The sequence below is a fragment of the Plantactinospora sp. WMMB334 genome (assembly GCF_049179095.1).
GTDB lineage: Bacteria > Actinomycetota > Actinomycetes > Mycobacteriales > Micromonosporaceae > Plantactinospora.
In genome coordinates, this window is the sequence record NZ_JBMHME010000002.1 from 3,092,192 (window position 1) to 3,109,042 (window position 16,851).

Here is a 16,851-nt window from a genome sequence, read left to right on the forward strand (position 1 = left end):
ATCGTCTCGGTCGCCTCCCGGCCCTCCTCGCCGGCCGCGCCGGGATCGGCGACCGTTCGGTTTGCCCGGCACGGCCCGGGGAAGGTGCCCACCGGGGCCGGTCGGCGCGGACCGGTCGGGACGGGAGGCAGGCATGGCGCAGCGGCGGGTTCCCACGGTCACGCTGCCGTCCGGCGAGGCGATCCCCGCGCTCGGCCAGGGCACCTGGGGGATGGCGGAGGACCCCCGGCGGCGGGACGAGGAGATCGCCACGCTCCGCGCCGGGGTCGACGCCGGCCTCACGCTGATCGACACCGCCGAGGTGTACGCCGACGGCGCCGCCGAGGAACTGGTCCGGGATGCGCTCGGCGACCGACGCGAGGAGATCTTCCTGGTCAGCAAGGTCTCCTCGGAGCACGCGACCGTCACCGGGACCGCCGACGCCTGCGCCCGCAGCCTGGAGCGGCTCGGCACCGACCGGATCGACCTGTATCTGCTGCACCAGCGGGGCGACGCACCGCTGCCGGAGACCGTCGAGGCGTTCACCGGCCTGATGACCCAGGGGCTGATCCGGCACTGGGGGGTGAGCAACTTCGACGTACCGGAGGTGGTCGAGCTGGCCGGCATCCCGGGCGGGACCGCCGTCGAGACGGACCAGATCCCCTACAACCTCACCCGCCGGGGCATCGAATGGGACCTGCTCCCCCGCTGCCGCGCGGCCGGCCTGCCGATCATGGCGTACTCGCCGCTCGAGCGGGGCCGGATACTCGACCATCCGGTGCTGCGCCGGGTCGCCGACCGGCACGGCGGCACGCCCGGGCAGGTGGGGCTGGCCTGGCTGCTCTGCCAGGAAGGGGTGTGCGCGGTGACCGGGGCCAGCCGCCCCGACCACGTCAGGGAGAACCGGGCGGCCGTCGAGCTGGCCCTGACCGAGGAGGACCTGGCCGAACTCGACCGGACCTTTCCGGCGCCCAGCGGCCCCCGTCCGCTGGAACTACTCTGACGGCCCGGGCCGGACCGGGCGTCACTCGCGTTCGATCCTCCGCAGCCCGTTTCCGGGCGTCCACCACTCGACCACGAGCAGCGTGGCCTGCTCGTTCAGGTGTGTGTGCACGACCTCGGTGATGTCGGCGTGGAAGCGGTCGCCCTCCGGTCCCTCGGTGATCGGTCCGGCGGCGACCGCCCGACCGGCGACCTTCGCCTCGCCCGGCCATTGCGCCTCGGCCCCCTCGACCGGGTCGACCGTCGCGCTGTGCAGGGCGAACCGTGGATCCCGCCGCAGGTCGGTGCCCTTGCGCGCCTTCGGCATCGAGCCGAAGGCGAGTTCGCCGTCGGAGAAGACCACCTCGATTCCGGAGATCCGCGGCGACCCGTCGGCCCGCAGGGTGGCGATCGTCTTGTGTCTGTGCGCGTCGAAGAGCGCCCGCACCCGCGCGGCGAACTCCGGCACTGCCCGCTCGACGTCCCGCCATGCCGTCATGAGCCCATGATCGCACCGATCCGGCACGGAATGGAGACCCGGACGTGGGAAGGGCGGCTCGGCGGGCCGGACAGTGAAGTGGGCGGCTCGCCGGGCCGGCTCCTCAGACCGCCTTCAGCCGGGCCGGCCGACGGGTCGGCTCGACGTCCCACTCGTCCGGCCGGGCGACATCCTCGGGCGGGCCGCTCTCCGGCGGCTGGAACAGGTAGCGGACAAACTCGCCACTCGCCTCGTTCTCGTCCGATCCGGGCCACTGGCCGACCGCGTCGACCCCGATGACCTCCCGCCCTCCCTCGTCGGTCTCCTCCAGCAGCGCCCAGAGCGACACCGGGTAGCAGCGGGTCGTGTCCGGGGCGAGCCGCCAGCGGGCGTACCAACCGGGCCGGGCGGGGACGATCTCGACGATCCTCTTCATGCTGACCCTCCTCGGGCGGCACGGGACGGGACCTCCTCACCCCGATTCCCGGGGCGGTCACCGCGGTCGACCCGATCATCGACACCGGCGGGGTGAGCGCTCCTCACCCCACCGTGATGAGCTGGCCGTACACCGCGGGCGGACGCCCGGGGCCGGGGCCGGGGCGTTTTGCCGATGCGGGCCGGGGAAGGCAGTTGATCGTGCCGCGGTCGTGCGGCCGCCCCGTGCGGTGGTGGCCGGAGCAGGCACGGTTCGGATCCTCATGACGACGAGCAGCCCAGCGAGGAGACGGCATGAGCGGGAAGCAGATGGATGGCGACAACCAGCGGCGCCGTACCCTGGCCCGGCAGGCCCGCGAGCGGGGCCGGCGCCCGAGCGAGGTGGGCGCGACGCTCGGCGCCGACAAGCAGCTCACGAGCCTGGACCGGGGCCGCCGGGCCGGGCCCGCGCCGACCGGCAGCCACAAGCCGAACGCCGAGCGGGGCGGTCCGACCACCCCGCCGCCGACCCCGGCCGAGCGCCCCGGCCCGACCCCCGACGACCTGACCGGCACCGCCACCGAGGTCGCCGTGATCGGCTATCGGGATCTCGTCGCCGACATCGGGCGCCGGGCCGGCGTCGACTTCGAGCAGGCCCGCGCCGCCGCCGAAGCGACGGTGGCCGCGCTGGCCCGCGCGCTGGAGACCGACGACCGGCAGCGGCTACTCGACGCCGTACCGAACCAGTTGTACGACGACGCCGCGCTGGCCACCGGCAACCGGCGTCGCGACCTGGCCGGTTTCCTCGACGAGGTGGCCCGGCTGACCCACCGCAGCCCGGAGCAGGCGCGCTACCAGGCGCAGGCGACGCTGAGCGCGCTCGCCTCGGCGGACGACGGGCTGATCGGCTCGCTGGAGCTACCGACCGAGCTACGGGATTTGCTCGACCCGCCGCCGGCCGGCGGCGGGCTGGTCGACCCGGCCGGAGCCACTGCGCCGCTGACCGACGACGAACTCCGCGACGCGTTGGCGACGCTTCCCTACTGGTCCGGCGACCGGCAGCGGCTGACCCGCACCATCGAGCTTCCGCCGGAGAACCTCGACCGGGTGCTGGGCCGGCTGGCACGGTTGCGCCCGGAGACCGGCCGGGGCCCGACGATCGGCCGGGAGTCGCCGCGGACGGCGGTGCTGACCGTCCGGACCCGTTCGTTGGACGGGGTGACCGCGCTCGACGTCGGGCTCGCGCACCAGATCGACGACGCCATCGACGAGGTCGGCGCCGGCATGGCCACCCCACCACCCGAACGGTAAGGAAGGGCCCCCGCTTATCGTTTTCTGTTGTAGAAGGGCCCCTTCCTTGCAGCTATCGGTGGGCCGGGAGTTCGGGGGTGGCGCTCTCCAGCGGTACGGTGTGCGCCGGCACCAGCCCGAGGTGTACGGCCTGCCGGGTGAACGCCGCGTCCAGCAGCCAGTCGGCGCCGACCCGGGCCCGGTTCGCCGGCAACGCCAACAGGTGGTAGCCCCGGGTAACCGCCTTGGCCGGCAACCCGGCCAGCGGCACCCGCACCGGGTTCGCGGCCGCGTCGGTGCCGCCGAGGTCGACCACGAATCCGAGGTCGTGGTGGCGGTACGGCCGGCGCTTGCCCTGGCCGTATGAGGCGGCGACGTTGTGCGCGGCGAGTTTTCCCTGCCGCTGGGCGTGCTGCGCGGTCATCGCCGTCACCTGGCCGGGCCGGGTCAGGTCGGGTACGGCGGCCGCGTCGCCGCAGGCGTAGACGTCGGGGAAGCCGGGGACGTTGAGGAACTCGTCGACGACCAGCCGCCCCTTCTCGGTCGGCAGCCCGAGGTCGGCGACGAGCGGGTCGGGGCGGACACCGACGCACCAGATCAGCGACCGGGTCGGCACGTACTCGCCGTCGCTGAGCTTCACGCCGTCGGCCGTCGCCTCGGCGACGGTGGTGCCCATCCGGACGTCCACGCCCCGGGCGTCGAGCACCCGCCGGGCGGTATCCGACATCCGCTGGTCGAGCTCACTCAGCACCCGGTCGGCGAGGTCGAGCAGCATCCAGCGCGGCCGTACGCCGAGCCGGGGGTGCTGGGCGGCGAGTGCGTCGGTGAAGAGCTGGCCGTGCGCGGCCACCTCCGTACCGGTGTAGCCGGCGCCGACCACCACGAACGTGGTACGCGCGTCCCGCTCGGCCTCGTCGTCGGTCGCCTCGGCCTGCTCGATCTGCGAGACGACGTGATCGTGCAGGTAGAGCGCTTCGGGCAGTCCCCGGAACCCGTGCGCGTGCTCGGTGACGCCGGGGATGGGCAGCAGCTTGTTGACGCTGCCGACGGCGATGATCAGCCGGTCGTACCCGAGGTGCCCGGCATCGCCCTCGGCACCGGAGTAGTCGACCCGCTTCGCCCGCAGGTCGATGTGCTGGGCCTCGCCGATGACGACCCGGACCCCGTCCAGCGTGCCGGCGAGGGAGACCGAGACCCGGCTCGGCTCCAGGATTCCGGCCGCCACCTCCGGCAGCAGCGGGAGGTAGAGGAAGAAGTCGGTCGGGTTCAGCAGCGAGATCTCGGCCCGGCCGTTGGCGGTCCGGGAGAGGCTCTTCGCCGCGTGGTAGCCGGCGAAGCCGGCCCCGACGATGACAATGCGCGGTTTCGTCATGAGAACGCCGTTCCCGGACATCGGCCCGGCAAACCCGGGCGGGCGGGCGACCGTACCGGGCGAGACGGGGGAACGGAGGAACGGGGGAACGGGCGAGACGGAGGAACGGGGGAATGGGCGAGACGGAGGAACGGGGGAACGGAGGACGGAATCGATCACGTTCGTTGACAGTCGCAGTTCGCATTGATGACGATGCCTGCATGACATCTCAGGAGTTCCGGGGCGACGGGCCCACGAGGCCGAGCCGCCGCACCTTCCTCTCCGCCGCCACCGTCACCGCCGCCGCCGCGGGCGCCACGGTCGCCGCGCCCCTGGCCACTGCCGCGTCGGGTGCCGCATCCGGTACCGCCGCCGGCAGCGGCGGGCCGGTGGGACCCGGCCGGCCGGTCCGGCCGCAGGCACCCGACCGGGAGCTGCGGAGCCTGCTCCGCGAGATCGACAAGCGCCGGATCGAGGCGACCGTCCGGCGGCTCGCCGCCTTCGGCACCCGGCACACCCTCTCCAGCCAGGACGACCCGGTCCGTGGGATCGGCGCCGCCCGGGACTGGATCTACGGACAGATGCGCGGCTACGCCGCCCGGTCCGGTGGGCGGCTGACGGTGGAACTCCAGTCGTACGTCCAGGAGCCGGCGTCCCGGATCCCGGTGCCAACCGTGATCACCAACGTCGTCGCGACGCTGCGCGGCGAGAGCTCCCCGGAACGGATCTACGTCGTCACCGGCCACTACGACTCGCGGTGCACCGACGTCATGGACGCCACCAGCGACGCGCCGGGCGCCGACGACGACGCCTCCGGGGTGGCGGTCGCGATGGAACTGGCCCGGGTGATGTCCACCCGGGACAGCGGGGCCACCATCGTCTTCGCGGCGGTCGCCGGCGAGGAGCAGGGTCTCTACGGATCGGGATACCTGGCCCGGCAGTTCAGGGCGGCCGGCGCCGACGTGCAGGGGATGTTCAGCGACGACATCGTCGGCAGCAGCACCGCCGACGACGGCACCCGGGATCGGCGTACGCTGCGGCTCTTCGCCGAGGGCGTGCCGACGGCCGAGACGCCGGCCGAGGCGAACACCCGGCGCGCGGTCGGTGGCGAGAACGACTCGCCGAGCCGGCAGCTCGCCCGGTTCGCCAGCGAGGTGGCCGACAACGACAGCACCGGGATGCGGATCCGGGTGATCTACCGCCGGGACCGTTACCTGCGCGGCAGCGACCACATCCCGTTCCTGGAGCAGGGTTACCCGGCCGGCCGGTTCACCGAGCCGCACGAGGACTTCGCGCACCAGCACCAGGACGTCCGGGTCGTCGACGGCAGGCAGTACGGCGACCTGCCCGAATTCTGCGACTACGAGTACATCACCCGGGTGGCCAAGGTGAACGCGGCGGCCCTCTGGTCCCTCGCCCAGGCCCCTGGCACGCCGAAGGACGTCGTCATCGTCACCACGAACCTGACCAACGACACCGAGTTGCGCTGGACCCGGGGCAGCGAGCCGGACCTGGCCGGCTACGAGGTGGTGTGGCGGGAGACCACCGCGCCGGAGTGGACCCACGTGATCCCGGTCGGCGACGTCACGACGACCACCATCGACCTCTCCAAGGACAACGTCTTCTTCGGGGTCCGTGCCGTCGACACCGCCGGCCACCGCAGCCCGGTGGCGTTCCCCCGCCCGGGTAGCTGAACACGGGTCCGGCCGGTCCGTTGTGGGCCGGCCGTACCCTGCGGCTCGGCGGGACCTTCACTATGCTCGCGATCGACGTGCAACGACTTCGCGTCGTGAGAGCGGGTGGAGGACGCCGATTTATGATCATGGCCTTGCTGCTGGACCTCGCCAACATCGTCGGCGGTTTCCTGCTCGCCGTCGCGCTGCTGCGCCGGCTGCCCCGGGTCGGGGACGACCTCGGTCGCTTCGCCGCCCGGGTGGCGCCGTTCGGCTGGCTGGTCGGCATCGTCGCGCTGGTGGCCGGCGGCTACTACCTCCTCGTCCACCTGATCTCCGGGCCCCGGGTGTTCCACTTCGAGGTGGTCGGGATCGGCGTCGGGCTGGCGCTGCTCTGGGACCGGTTGACCGGGCGGCCGGCGCCGAGGCCGGAGGCAGTTCAGGGTGCCGCCACCGGCCTCGGCCTGCTGCTCGCGATCTTCGGCATCATCGCGATCGTCGTCGGCATCCAGGGTCTCTTCACCCCGGACGCCTGATCCTGGTGTCGGCGCCGCGCCATCACCACCAGGCGGTGCACCGTGCGGGTGTGGCGTACGGGAACGACTGGCCGCATGCCTGGAACCGGTAGCTGGCGTTGCTGCTGGTGTTCTTGGCCGCGGAGGTCTTGGTCCAGCCGGTGGCGTCGACCAGGAACGGCCCGCACTGCACGTGGATGCTGGCGCCGCCGTCGATGCTCCAGTTCATCCACACCCGGTCACGGGCGAAGGTGAGTCCGTCGATCATCGCCCAGCCCCGCTGCGCCCCGGCGACGGTGCCGTAGTAGAGCCGGACGACCGGTCCACCCGGCAGCGTCACCGGCGCGACGGCCTGGGTGCCGCGCAGCGTGTCGGGGATGTCGCGGAAACCGTTCGCGCCCCGCTCGCAATCCGCCGCGGTCAGCGGTGCGGGTGGAGCCGCGGCCGCCGACGCATGGGGTGCCGCGCCGATCACCGCGACGAGCGATGCCGCCAGTACAGCAACGATGGCTCGAATCTTCATCGCCGGATCCTCCTGGTCAGTAGGTCCACTGCGCAGAAGGTAGGTCGGGCCGGCTTCACCTCGGTTTCAACCGGTCGGCGTCGGATGGGTGCTGGTCGACGGCTCGGTCAGGAGAGAGTCAGGCAGAACGGCTTGTCGGCCGGGTCGGCGTAGACCCGGAACCTCGGACCACCGGCCGGCAGTCGCCGCGCGCCCAGCGCCAGCACCGCCGGCTCGGCAACGTCGAAGTCGTCGACGACCACGTCCAGATGCACCTGCTGAGGTCGGGTCGGATCCGGCCAGCGCGGCGGCGTGTAGTCGGTCACCTGCTGGAACAGCACCGGCTGCTCGCCGTCGTTGCCGATCATCGCCATGCCGTCGCCGTCGTACGTCACCGGCTTGCCCAGCAGTTCGGCGTAGAAGATGCTCAGCACCTTGGCGTCCGGACAGTCGAGCATCACGCCCATCACCGTCGTGTCGGGGTTGTCCGCCTTCAGGCACAGGTCGAACGGGTGCCCGGCCGGGTCGGCCAGCGTGTGCCAGCTCTCGTTCCTGCGCAGCAGGGTCGCGCCGAGGCCGAGTGCACGCATCCTGCCCGCCGGATCCGACAAGAATCGGCGACCGCGTAACCCGTAGCCCAGGGACCCTCTACCTCGGTGCATGCCCGGGGCAGGCGCTCGTGCCGACGAGCCCGTGCCGCGTTCCGGATACCGCTGCATATTCCGGCTACGCCCCACATGGGTGTTGACGCGGCCGTGCCGCGACTGCCCAGGAGCCGACAGCGGCCGGAGCGGGCGCGTCGCAGACTCCGGTAACACATCGAACCATCCCGATTGGAGGCCAGATGCGACTCCGTCCCCGCATCCTCGCCATCAGCCTGGTCGCCGCGCTGGCGGCCACCGTCGTCGGCCCGCCCGCACCGGGCCGGGCCGCCGCCGCCGACCGGTTCGGCTTCGCGTACGTCGACAACCCGCTGCTGCCGGCCGCCTGGACCGTGCTCGACCCGACCCGGCAGTGGGGCAGCTGGAAGACCGCCTTCCCGGCGCTGCAGGCCGAGGGGATGCGGCTCGCCCCGGGCCGCTACCACGTCAAGTTTCCGCAGGTCGGCGCCGGGTCCCGCGGCAACGTGCACGTCACGCCGGTGAACCGGACCGGGCACTACTGCGAGATCGTCCGCTGGGGGCAATCGGGGGCGGACGAGATCGTCGACGTGCAGTGCCACAAGCCGGGCGGCGACCGGGACGACACCCGGTTCACGGTGCTCTGGACCTACAGCTCCGGGCTGGTGCCGCCGGTCGAGGGCAGTCACGCCTGGCTCCAGTGGGGCGGGGCGGCGGTCGTGCAGTCGTACAACTCGACGGGTGGCGGGGTCAGCGTGCTGGCCGGCGGCGTCGGGATCTACCAGGTCCGGCTCGGCGGGGTCGGGGTGGCCGGGACGCTCGCCGGCAACCTCCAGGTGACGGCGGTGCAGCCGAACGCGGGACCGCGGCGCTGCAAGGTCGCCAGGTGGGGCAGCAGCGGGCTCGACATCATCGCGTACGTCACCTGCTTCGACCCGGCGGGGGCGCCGGTGGCCAGCGAGTTCACCCTCTCCTACCACCGTGAACGGGCCGTCTACGGGTCGTTCGCGCCGCCGAAGTACACCGGTTACTTCTCGTCGGCGCACGCCGGCCAGACCAACTGGAACTATCCGGCCGGTGGGTTCGGGTTCAACTCGTCGGTCCCGCTCGCCCCGGCCGGGCGCTACCTGGTGAGGTATCCGCTGCTGGTCGAACGGGAGACGCACGGCCAGGTCACCGGCTACGGCTCGGGCTCGAACTACTGCCACCTGACGCAGCCGTGGACACTGACCGCCACCACCGCCGAGGTCGACACGATCTGCTTCGACGACACCGGCAGCCCGGCACCGCACGACTTCCTCTCCACCTTCACCTCCCGGGTCTGAGTCGCGGACGCCCGGAGCTGACCGGGTGGCACGACGCCCGGATCACCGGCGCGGCCGCACCTGCGCCACGATCGACACGTCGGTGGTCCGGGCGTCGTCCGCGAGGGACCGCCCTCGGGATGCGGTCATATCAGGCCGGCGAGCTTGTAGAGCACCAGCGAACCGGCCACCGCGACGTTGAGGCTCAACCCGGTGCCGACCATCGGGATCTCCACCACCGCGTCGAGACACTCCACCGCCTCGGGCGGGATGCCGGTCGCCTCGTGCCCGAGCACCATGATGGTGCGGCGCCGGGCCGCCGGCAGGTCGGCCAGCCGGAGCGCCTCGTCCGCCAGCTCGACGCCGAGCACGTACGCACCGGCGGAGCGCTCCGCCGCCAGCCAGCGCGCCGGATCGCCGACTCGGTGTACGCAGCTCGGCCGGCGCAGCGTGTTGCCACGCGCCAGTGCCTCGTCGACCCACCGCCACGGCGGCACCGCCAGACACGCGCCGACCGCGTCGCAGGTGCGCAGCAGTGTGCCGATGTTGGCGTGGTGCAGCGGCCAGAGGGGCGCCGCGACAAGGTGGCCCCAGCAGCGGTGTGCCCGGCGACGGCGGGCGGCGGCCACTTCACGTCGGGGACGGACCCGGATCGCCGGGCTCATCGGGGGACGGCGACTCCGCCGCAGAAGATGTCGATCATTTGGGGTGTGCTTCTCGGCGCACACGGGCCATCGACGGGAACCGTTCGGCCCAGTGTAGCGGTCACCGGTCGGAACGTCGGGGCAGCCTGGCACCGCACCTCTCCGTGCCGTCTGCCCCGTCCATGCGCCCAGCGCGACAGCCTGCGCGCCGGTCGTCCCGGTGGGGCCGGCCGAGCCGGTCAGCGAGCCGGCCGCTCGGCTACATCGCGGTCGGGCCGGGCATCGTGGCCGGCTCGGCCGGCATCGGGATCTGGAGGAAGGTCGCGCCGCGCAGGTCCAGCCAGGCACTGGTCGGGGTCCGGACCAGCCGCAGCACCACCTCCTCGCAGGCCGGGCAGCGGGCCACCATCCCGGGCGCGTTCGAATAGACCCGCAGCGTGGCCATCGGCCCGGTACGGCCGCACGAGGCGCATCGGCCGGTCGCCGTGGTGAGGTCGACCGCGAACACCTCACGCAACGGGCCGGCCAGCACGTTTCCGTCGAGATGGTCCACCGGCGCCGGGTCCGGCCGGAGCTGCTCGGTCATGTCGCCCTCCAGGGTCGGTGCTCAGCCTCCGGTGGGGCCGAACCGTTCGGTCTTTATCCGCCGGGGCTCGTGCCCGAGCGCGACCAGGATGTCGGAGACCGCCTCGACGAAACCGGTCGGCCCGCAGACGAAGTTGACCGGTTCGAGCTGGGGCGGCCAGCCGTGGGTGTTCACGTCGGCGACGGCGACCCGGTGGGCCCGGCCGGGAAGGCCCTCCGGCACCTCCCGGGTGTAGACGTAGGCGACATCGAGCCCCTGGTCGTCCCGGATCCGCCGGCGCAGTTCGTCGGCGAAGTAGACGTCCCGGTCGGAGCGGACCGAGTAGATCAGCCGGAACGGCACCCGGCTGCCGGCCTCCCGCCGGGCCCGGATCATGGCCATCAGGGGTGCGATGCCGGAGCCGCCGCCGACCAGCAACACCGGCGCCGGGTCCGTCGCCCGCCAGACGAAGTAGCCGCCGACCGGTCCGCGTACCTCGATCTGGTCGCCGACCGACAGCCCGTCGAGCAGGTACGGCGACACCTCACCGTCCGGCACCCGCTGGACGGTGACCTCGATCCGGTTCCCGTCGGCCGGTGCGGAGATCGAGTAGCTGCGTGCCGCCTGGTAGCCGTCCTCGGCGGTCAGCCGCAGGTCGACGTGCTGGCCGGGCAGGTGACCGGGCCAGTCCGGCACCTCCAGCACCAGCGTGCCGGCGGTGGCGGTCTCGTCGCGGCGGTCCACCAGCCGGGCCACCCACCAGCCGGTCCGCTTCATCAGTCTCCCTGGTACCGCTGTTCGCGCCATGGGTCACCGTAATCGTGGTAGCCGGCGGTCTCCCAGAAACCGGGCTCGTCGGTCAGGCCGAGGCGGATGCCGCGCACCCACTTGGCGGATTTCCAGAAATACAGGTGCGGCACCAGCAGCCGGGCCGGGCCGCCGTGTTCGGCCGGCAGGTCCGCGCCGTCATACCGGTGTACCACCCAGGCCTGCCCGTCGCGCAGGTCGTCCAGCGGCAGGTTCGTCGTGTAGCCGCCGTACGAGTGCACCAGCGCGTAGTCGGCCGCCGTGTCGACGCCGTCGAGGAGGGTGTCCAGGGAGACCCCCTGCCAGTTGGTGCCGAGCTTGGACCAGTGGGTCACGCAGTGGATGTCGACGGTCGGCGTCTCGCTCGGCAGCGCCCACATCTCGTCCCAGGACCACCGGTGCTCGTCGCCCGTCTCGGTGGTGATCACGAACTCCCACTCCGCCGGCGGCACCCGGGGGGTCGGGCCGGCGGAGAGCACGGGAAAGTCCTCGGTCAGATACTGCCCGGGTGGCAGGTTCGGCCCGGACGGTCGACGCCGCCCCTGGAAGCCCGGTGACACGATGCCCACCCGCTAGTCCTACCACCTGAGGATGCACCGCAGGTTTCAACCCCCGAATCTCCGGCCCGCTCGGGGCCGACCACCGGACACCGGCCGCGGGACCGGCGGATCGGTGCCACTCCGCGCCTCGGCCCCGGTCTCGGCCAGCACCTCGGGAGGCAGGCTGGGCCAGCGGGCCTGGGCGTCGGCGAGAAAGTAGTCCTCGCCCGGGTCCCAGGTGTGCCCGGTGGCCCGCCGGTGGTAGACGTAGCCGAACGGATGGGTCCGGTAGAGGCCGCCGCCGTCCCGGCGTACCCGGTCGAGGAGTCCGAAGTCGACGGATCGCGGCACCGGCCGCCAGCCACCCACCGCTTCGAGGTCACCCCTGGCGATCAGGATCGTGCCGCCGGCCACCACCGTGCAGTCGGACTCGGCACTGCCGGAGGGCCGGCGCAGCGTCACGTCCCGCGCCTGGAGATGCACGAACTCCGAGCCCTTGCCCACCAGGGTCGCCCCGGAGTAGTGCCGGGCCAGCACCAGGTCCCAGAGGTGTTCGGTGGCGTAGCTGTCGTCGTCGTCGAACTTGCTGACCAGGCTGCCCCGGGCGCGCTCGGTCGCCGCGCCCAGCGCCTCGCCGAAGCTGGCGGTGCCGGATACCCGGACGATCTCGTACGGCCGGCCGGACCCGGCCAGCGCGACCCGGACCGTCTCCGGCAGCTCGACGCCGTGCAGGCAGAGCACGATCTCCATCTCCGGGTACGTCTGCGCGAGGAGCATCCGGACCGCCTCGGGTAGCCGTTCGGGGCGCCGGGTGGTCAGCAGCGCGCTCACCGACGGCAGCGGACCGAGCCGCGGGAAGACCGCCGAGGCGAGCCGGGGCAGGGCGAAGCCGGTGGCGTGCCCGCGCAGCGCCGCCCGCCGCTGCCGGACGCTGCGCGCCTCCAGCGCCAGCGTGCCGCGCTCCGGCACCGGGTCGGTGAGCAGGGCGCGCAACTCCGGCGCGACCAGCGCGGCGACCCGCTCCGGCAGCGCCGGGACGGAGAGCACCGCCCCGGTCATCGCGATCTGGACCAGCAGCGCCGCCACCGCCACCGGCTCGGCGTCCGGGACACGCGGGCACTCGACCACGCCGGTCCGGCGCAGCGCGGCGAGCACCGGTGCGGTCAACCCGGGCCCGTCCCACGGGTACGCCCCACCGGGGCGCGACCGGCGGGTGGCCGGGGCGAGGTCGAGGCGTACCCGGGGGGTGTCCGGACCGTAGCAGTCGGGCCGGCGGCCGCGCGGGTTGATCCGGAGGGCGTCGACCAGCACGGCCGGCGCGGCGTCCGACGCCCGGAGTCCGTGCCGGGTGCTGTCCCAGCCGACCGCGTACGGCGGCGTGTCCGGCGCGACGCCACCGCTCCCCGGCGCTTGCAGCAGTATGTCGTGCGCCCGGATCTCCGGACTGCCGACCGGCTCGCCGAGCAGCACGCTCCCGCCCGACGGCAGGTACGCCGGCGGCCTCCCCCGACTCGTCACGCTCGGCCTGGCGGGTGCCGGCAGCGGGCGATCCGGCGCCAGCGCCGTCAGCGCCGCCCGGAGCACCTCGCGGAGTTGCACCGCCCGGGCGAGCCGGACGCCGACGGTGGCGATTCCCCGCCCCCGGCCGGGCAGCGCCACCCGCTGCCGGCAGAGGTGCTCCAGCGGCCCGACCCGCCCCGACCAGCCACGCCGGGGCGCCCGCCAGTACGCCACGACCACTGTCACCCGGGTCGTGGCGGCCAGGGAGGCGGGCAGGAGCATCAGGTCGCGCAGCCGGTCGGTCGAGCCGGCGACGACAAGCGTCCGGCGTATCCCCGGGATGCGCAGCACGCGCAGACCGACCAGGCGACCGAGCCGTTCCGCCCGACCCGGTCGCGGCACGTTCACCAACCGCCAGTATCCGGGCAACTCCACTCCGCGACGATAGCCGCGGAGTGCCGGCTCGGGTCGCAGCGACGTGCCGGACCGGGTGTCCTATGGTGCGGGGATGACCGCACCCCGGCCGGCCGGGTCCGGCCCGCTCACCGGCGTCCGCATCGTCGAGCTGGCCGGCATCGGTCCCGGTCCGTTCGCCGCGATGGTCCTCGCCGACCTCGGCGCCGACGTGGTCCGGATCGACCGGGTTCCGCAGGTGCGGCCGGAGCGTTTCGGCACCCCCCATCCCGACCTGTTGGGCCGGGGCCGGCGGTCGCTGGCCGTCGACCTCAAGTCGCCGGCCGGCCGCCGACTGGTGCTCGACCTGGTCCGCGCCGCCGACGTACTGGTCGAGGGTTTCCGCCCGGGTGTCACCGAGCGGCTCGGGCTCGGGCCCGACGACTGCCTGGCGGTGAATCCCCGACTCGTCTACGGCCGGATGACGGGCTGGGGCCAGCACGGCCCGAACGCCGCGTCCGCCGGCCACGACATCGACTACCTGGCGCTGACCGGCGTACTGCACGGGATCGGCCGGCCCGGCGAGCGGCCGGTGCCGCCGATGAACCTGGTCGCCGACTTCGGCGGCGGCGGGATGCTGCTGGCCCTCGGCGTGGTCTGCGCGCTCTTCGACATCCGGGGCGGCGGGACCGGCCAGGTCGTGGACGCCGCCATGGTGGACGGGGTGTCGCTGCTCTCGACGATGATCCATGGCCTGCGCGGAATGGGCCGGTGGGGCGACGAGCGCGGGGTGAACATCTTCGACGGCGGCGCGCCGTTCTACGACACCTACGAGTGCGCCGACGGGAGGTACGTGGCGGTCGGTGCGGTGGAGCCGCAGTTCTACGCCGAACTGGTCCGGCTGACCGGCTTTCCGCTGCCGCCCGACGAGGGGCTTGCCGGGCTCGACCGGACCGACCCGGCGAACTGGCCGGCGCTGCACCGGGCCTGGGCCCGGCTGTTCCGCACCCGCACCCGGGACGACTGGGCCGCGCTGCTGGAACAGACCGACGCCTGCGTGGTGCCGGTGCTGGACTGGCGGGAGGCGCCCCGGCATCCGCACCTCGCCGCCCGGCAGGTCTTCGTCACGCACGCCGGGTCGGAGCAGCCGGCGCCGGCACCCCGTTTCAGCCGTACGCCGGGAGCGATCCGCCGCCCGCCTCCGCAGCCCGGGGAACACACCGACGAACTGCTGGCCGAACTCGGCCTGGACGCCGAGCGGATCGACCAACTCCGCGCCGACGGCACCGTCGCCTGAGGTACCCGGGGGCCCGTCCTCACCCCTCCCGGTGCAGCCAGCCCAGCAGGTCGGACGGGGCGAGGGTGGCGAGCCGGCGCCGGTAGTGCGCCAGTTCGGCGGCGTCGAGGAGCTCCCGTCCCGCGCCGGAGCTGCCGCGCCGGAAGAACTCCGCCCGGCTCTTCAGCACACCCGCCCGGTCGGGCGCCAGTGCGGAGGCACGCTCCCGCATCCGGCCGAAGGTGGCCGCCTCGACCAGGGCCGGCCAGCGCGGCTCCGGCACGTCGATGTCGAGCCACCGGGCGATCCGGCGCATCTGGCCCGGCAGGTCCGCCGAGAGGTCGGCGTAGTGCACCAGCAGGACGTTGCGGCGGTGCCGCCGGGCCCAGGCGTCGGAGAGGTGCCAGAGCACACCCGGCAGGGAGTCGAGGTCGTCGGCGGGGGCGACGTCCCGGTCGATCCAGGAGAGCAGCCACTCGCGCAGCGGCGGCCGTGCCCGGGGCGGCTCCTGCAGTGCCGGCCGGCCGGTGAGCCGCGCCATCCGGTGCCGGTCGAGGTTGCCGCTCTGGTGGTAGAGCGACACCGCCATGTCCAGCGGGTCCCGGGCGACCACGACATAGCTGGCGCGCGGATCGAGGGGAATCCCGTCCAGCGGGGTGTGGGTCTTGACGAACCGGCGATGCGGCTGGGCGGCGAGCGCCGCGACGACGACGTCCCGGGGCTCACCGAGCCAGTCCAGCCATGGCGAGAGCTCGGCCAGCGGCGCCGGCGGCTCCGGGTCCTGGAAGACCAGCAGCGCGCAGATCATCTGCATCCAGGTGGTGCCGCTCTTGGACCGGGTACTGATCACGATGTCGCCGGGTCGGAACGGAAAGCCCTCCCACCGGGCGCTGTCCTCGTCGCCGGACCGGTAGCGGACGGGAACCTCTGGAGCCTCGGGCATTCGTCCGAGGATAGCGACCGCTCCCGGGATGGTCCCGGCAATGGTCGCCGGCAGGCGTGAGGGTCCGCGCAACGGGTATCCGGCCGGCCGGTGATCCAGACAACCGGGCAAGGAGCGGTATCCCATGGTGACCAACGCGGACGTACTGAGGTACCTGGAGTCGATGGACTTTCCGGCCCCGAAGGAGGACATAGTCCGGGAGGCCGAGCGCGCGGGCGCACCGCGGGAGGTCCTCAGGGCGCTGCGCGGGATGCCGCCGGTGGACTACCAGAACACCGAGGAGGTGGCCCGGTCGGCCGCCACCGACCTGGCGCCGGAGGCCAGTCCGGCGGAGCTGGCCGCGAAGGCCCGCAACCGTACGCACCAACGGGTCGCCCGGCACATGCGGCAGATCTGACGCCCGCCCCGGGAATGCTGGGCAGACGCTGGCGCGACCCGCCCAGGGCCTCGGTGCAGACAGCCGTGATCGCCCTGGTCGGGTTCTGCGTCGGCGTGCCGGCGACGCTGGCGCTGTCGTCGCTGATGGGACCGTTGATCGGCTGGGACGCGGCGGCCGTGACCTATCTGGTCTGGGCGTGGCAGGCGCTGTGGTACCGCGACTCCCGGCAGACCGCCGAGCTCGCCGTACGGGAGGACCCGAGCCGCCCGGTGCGCGACGGCGTGCTGCTGGCGGCCGGACTGGCCAGCCTGCTGGCGATCGGGATCCTGCTCGCCACCGACGAAGAGGCCCACGGCATCGCCCGGGACGTCCACATCGGACTCGGCATCGTCAGCGTGCTGCTCTCCTGGGCGGTGGTGCACAGCGTCTACACCGCCCGCTACGCCCGGCTCTACTACACCGACCGGAAGGGCACGGTGGACTTCCACGAGGGGACGCCGCCCCGCTACACCGACTTCGCGTACCTGTCGTTCACCATCGGGATGACCTTCCAGGTCTCCGACACCGACCTCACCACGAAGGCCATGCGCTCCACGGTGCTCGGTCACGCGCTGTTGTCGTATCTCTTCGGGACGATCATCATTGCCGCGACCATCAACCTGCTGGCCGGGCTGGCCCGCTGACCGTACGTCCGGGCA

The 16,851-nt window shown here is 73.2% G+C and carries 19 protein-coding genes; 8 read left to right on the forward strand and 11 right to left on the reverse strand.

Annotation, left to right across the window (positions count from 1 at the left end; genetic code table 11):
- The first annotated feature begins 133 nt into the window (after positions 1-133).
- Positions 134-982 carry an aldo/keto reductase gene (locus ACN27G_RS13290; protein ID WP_421493110.1) on the forward strand — a complete coding sequence of 283 codons (849 nt, stop codon included), beginning with the start codon at positions 134-136 and terminating at the stop codon, positions 980-982.
- A gap of 21 nt (positions 983-1,003) precedes the next feature.
- Here ACN27G_RS13290 and ACN27G_RS13295 read toward each other — a convergent pair whose 3' ends face one another.
- Positions 1,004-1,459, reverse strand: a complete 456-nt coding sequence (locus ACN27G_RS13295; RefSeq protein ID WP_421493111.1) for a pyridoxamine 5'-phosphate oxidase family protein — start codon at positions 1,457-1,459, stop codon at positions 1,004-1,006.
- Between the two features lie 103 nt (positions 1,460-1,562).
- Positions 1,563-1,874 (reverse strand): hypothetical protein, encoded by a 312-nt coding sequence (locus ACN27G_RS13300; RefSeq protein WP_421493112.1) that lies wholly within the window; start codon positions 1,872-1,874, stop codon positions 1,563-1,565.
- 293 nt (positions 1,875-2,167) lie between these two features.
- Here ACN27G_RS13300 and ACN27G_RS13305 point away from each other — a divergent pair, with 293 nt between their 5' ends.
- Positions 2,168-3,163 carry a DUF2267 domain-containing protein gene (locus ACN27G_RS13305; RefSeq protein WP_421493113.1) on the forward strand — a complete coding sequence of 332 codons (996 nt, stop codon included), beginning with the start codon at positions 2,168-2,170 and terminating at the stop codon, positions 3,161-3,163.
- A 52-nt stretch (positions 3,164-3,215) separates the two neighbouring features.
- On the opposite strand, the gene ACN27G_RS13310 is transcribed toward ACN27G_RS13305, so the two are convergent.
- Positions 3,216-4,514: an NAD(P)/FAD-dependent oxidoreductase gene (locus ACN27G_RS13310; RefSeq protein WP_421493114.1), complete on the reverse strand. Its 1,299-nt coding sequence runs from the start codon at positions 4,512-4,514 to the stop codon at positions 3,216-3,218.
- 200 nt (positions 4,515-4,714) lie between these two features.
- On the opposite strand from ACN27G_RS13310, the gene ACN27G_RS13315 reads away from it, so the two are divergent.
- Positions 4,715-6,187 carry a M20/M25/M40 family metallo-hydrolase gene (locus tag ACN27G_RS13315; RefSeq protein WP_421493115.1) on the forward strand — a complete coding sequence of 491 codons (1,473 nt, stop codon included), beginning with the start codon at positions 4,715-4,717 and terminating at the stop codon, positions 6,185-6,187.
- A 122-nt stretch (positions 6,188-6,309) separates the two neighbouring features.
- Complete coding sequence (locus tag ACN27G_RS13320; protein ID WP_421493116.1) at positions 6,310-6,702, forward strand: hypothetical protein; 393 nt, start codon at positions 6,310-6,312, stop codon at positions 6,700-6,702.
- Between the two features lie 22 nt (positions 6,703-6,724).
- On the opposite strand, the gene ACN27G_RS13325 is transcribed toward ACN27G_RS13320, so the two are convergent.
- Positions 6,725-7,204 (reverse strand): hypothetical protein, encoded by a 480-nt coding sequence (locus ACN27G_RS13325; protein ID WP_421493117.1) that lies wholly within the window; start codon positions 7,202-7,204, stop codon positions 6,725-6,727.
- Positions 7,205-7,311: 107 nt separating this feature from the next.
- Positions 7,312-7,773, reverse strand: a complete 462-nt coding sequence (locus tag ACN27G_RS13330) for a VOC family protein (RefSeq protein WP_421493118.1) — start codon at positions 7,771-7,773, stop codon at positions 7,312-7,314.
- Positions 7,774-8,027: 254 nt separating this feature from the next.
- Between ACN27G_RS13330 and ACN27G_RS13335 the strand changes: the two genes are divergently transcribed.
- On the forward strand, positions 8,028-9,128 hold the full coding sequence (locus ACN27G_RS13335) for a hypothetical protein (protein WP_421493119.1): 1,101 nt from the start codon (positions 8,028-8,030) through the stop codon (positions 9,126-9,128).
- A gap of 125 nt (positions 9,129-9,253) precedes the next feature.
- On the opposite strand, the gene ACN27G_RS13340 is transcribed toward ACN27G_RS13335, so the two are convergent.
- The 5 genes from ACN27G_RS13340 to ACN27G_RS13360 all read right to left on the reverse strand — a co-directional run bounded on the left by ACN27G_RS13340 (position 9,254) and on the right by ACN27G_RS13360 (position 13,597).
- On the reverse strand, positions 9,254-9,772 hold the full coding sequence (locus ACN27G_RS13340; protein WP_421493120.1) for a TrmH family RNA methyltransferase: 519 nt from the start codon (positions 9,770-9,772) through the stop codon (positions 9,254-9,256).
- Between the two features lie 238 nt (positions 9,773-10,010).
- A complete protein-coding gene (locus ACN27G_RS13345; protein WP_421493121.1) occupies positions 10,011-10,337 on the reverse strand; it encodes a DUF6510 family protein in 327 nt (108 codons plus the stop codon).
- Between the two features lie 21 nt (positions 10,338-10,358).
- Positions 10,359-11,093, reverse strand: a complete 735-nt coding sequence (locus ACN27G_RS13350) for a ferredoxin reductase (protein WP_421493122.1) — start codon at positions 11,091-11,093, stop codon at positions 10,359-10,361.
- On the reverse strand, positions 11,093-11,692 hold the full coding sequence (locus ACN27G_RS13355; protein ID WP_421493123.1) for a molybdopterin-dependent oxidoreductase: 600 nt from the start codon (positions 11,690-11,692) through the stop codon (positions 11,093-11,095). The genes ACN27G_RS13350 and ACN27G_RS13355 overlap by 1 nt, the downstream gene beginning before the upstream one ends.
- Positions 11,693-11,728: 36 nt before the next feature.
- Positions 11,729-13,597, reverse strand: a complete 1,869-nt coding sequence (locus ACN27G_RS13360; protein ID WP_421493124.1) for a glycosyltransferase — start codon at positions 13,595-13,597, stop codon at positions 11,729-11,731.
- Positions 13,598-13,670: 73 nt separating this feature from the next.
- Between ACN27G_RS13360 and ACN27G_RS13365 the strand changes: the two genes are divergently transcribed.
- Positions 13,671-14,852, forward strand: coding sequence for a CaiB/BaiF CoA transferase family protein (locus tag ACN27G_RS13365; protein WP_421493125.1), 1,182 nt, complete (start codon positions 13,671-13,673; stop codon positions 14,850-14,852).
- A 19-nt stretch (positions 14,853-14,871) separates the two neighbouring features.
- On the opposite strand, the gene ACN27G_RS13370 is transcribed toward ACN27G_RS13365, so the two are convergent.
- Positions 14,872-15,774: a sulfotransferase domain-containing protein gene (locus ACN27G_RS13370; RefSeq protein WP_421493126.1), complete on the reverse strand. Its 903-nt coding sequence runs from the start codon at positions 15,772-15,774 to the stop codon at positions 14,872-14,874.
- Between the two features lie 124 nt (positions 15,775-15,898).
- Here ACN27G_RS13370 and ACN27G_RS13375 point away from each other — a divergent pair, with 124 nt between their 5' ends.
- Together ACN27G_RS13375 and ACN27G_RS13380 are read left to right on the forward strand one after the other, a co-directional pair.
- The gene (locus ACN27G_RS13375; protein WP_421493127.1) at positions 15,899-16,171 is read left to right on the forward strand and encodes a DUF2795 domain-containing protein; all 273 of its coding nucleotides are present in this window, start codon (positions 15,899-15,901) and stop codon (positions 16,169-16,171) included.
- Between the two features lie 14 nt (positions 16,172-16,185).
- Entirely contained in the window at positions 16,186-16,836 is a 651-nt protein-coding gene (locus ACN27G_RS13380) for a DUF1345 domain-containing protein (protein WP_421493128.1), read from the forward strand.
- Positions 16,837-16,851: the final 15 nt, after the last annotated feature.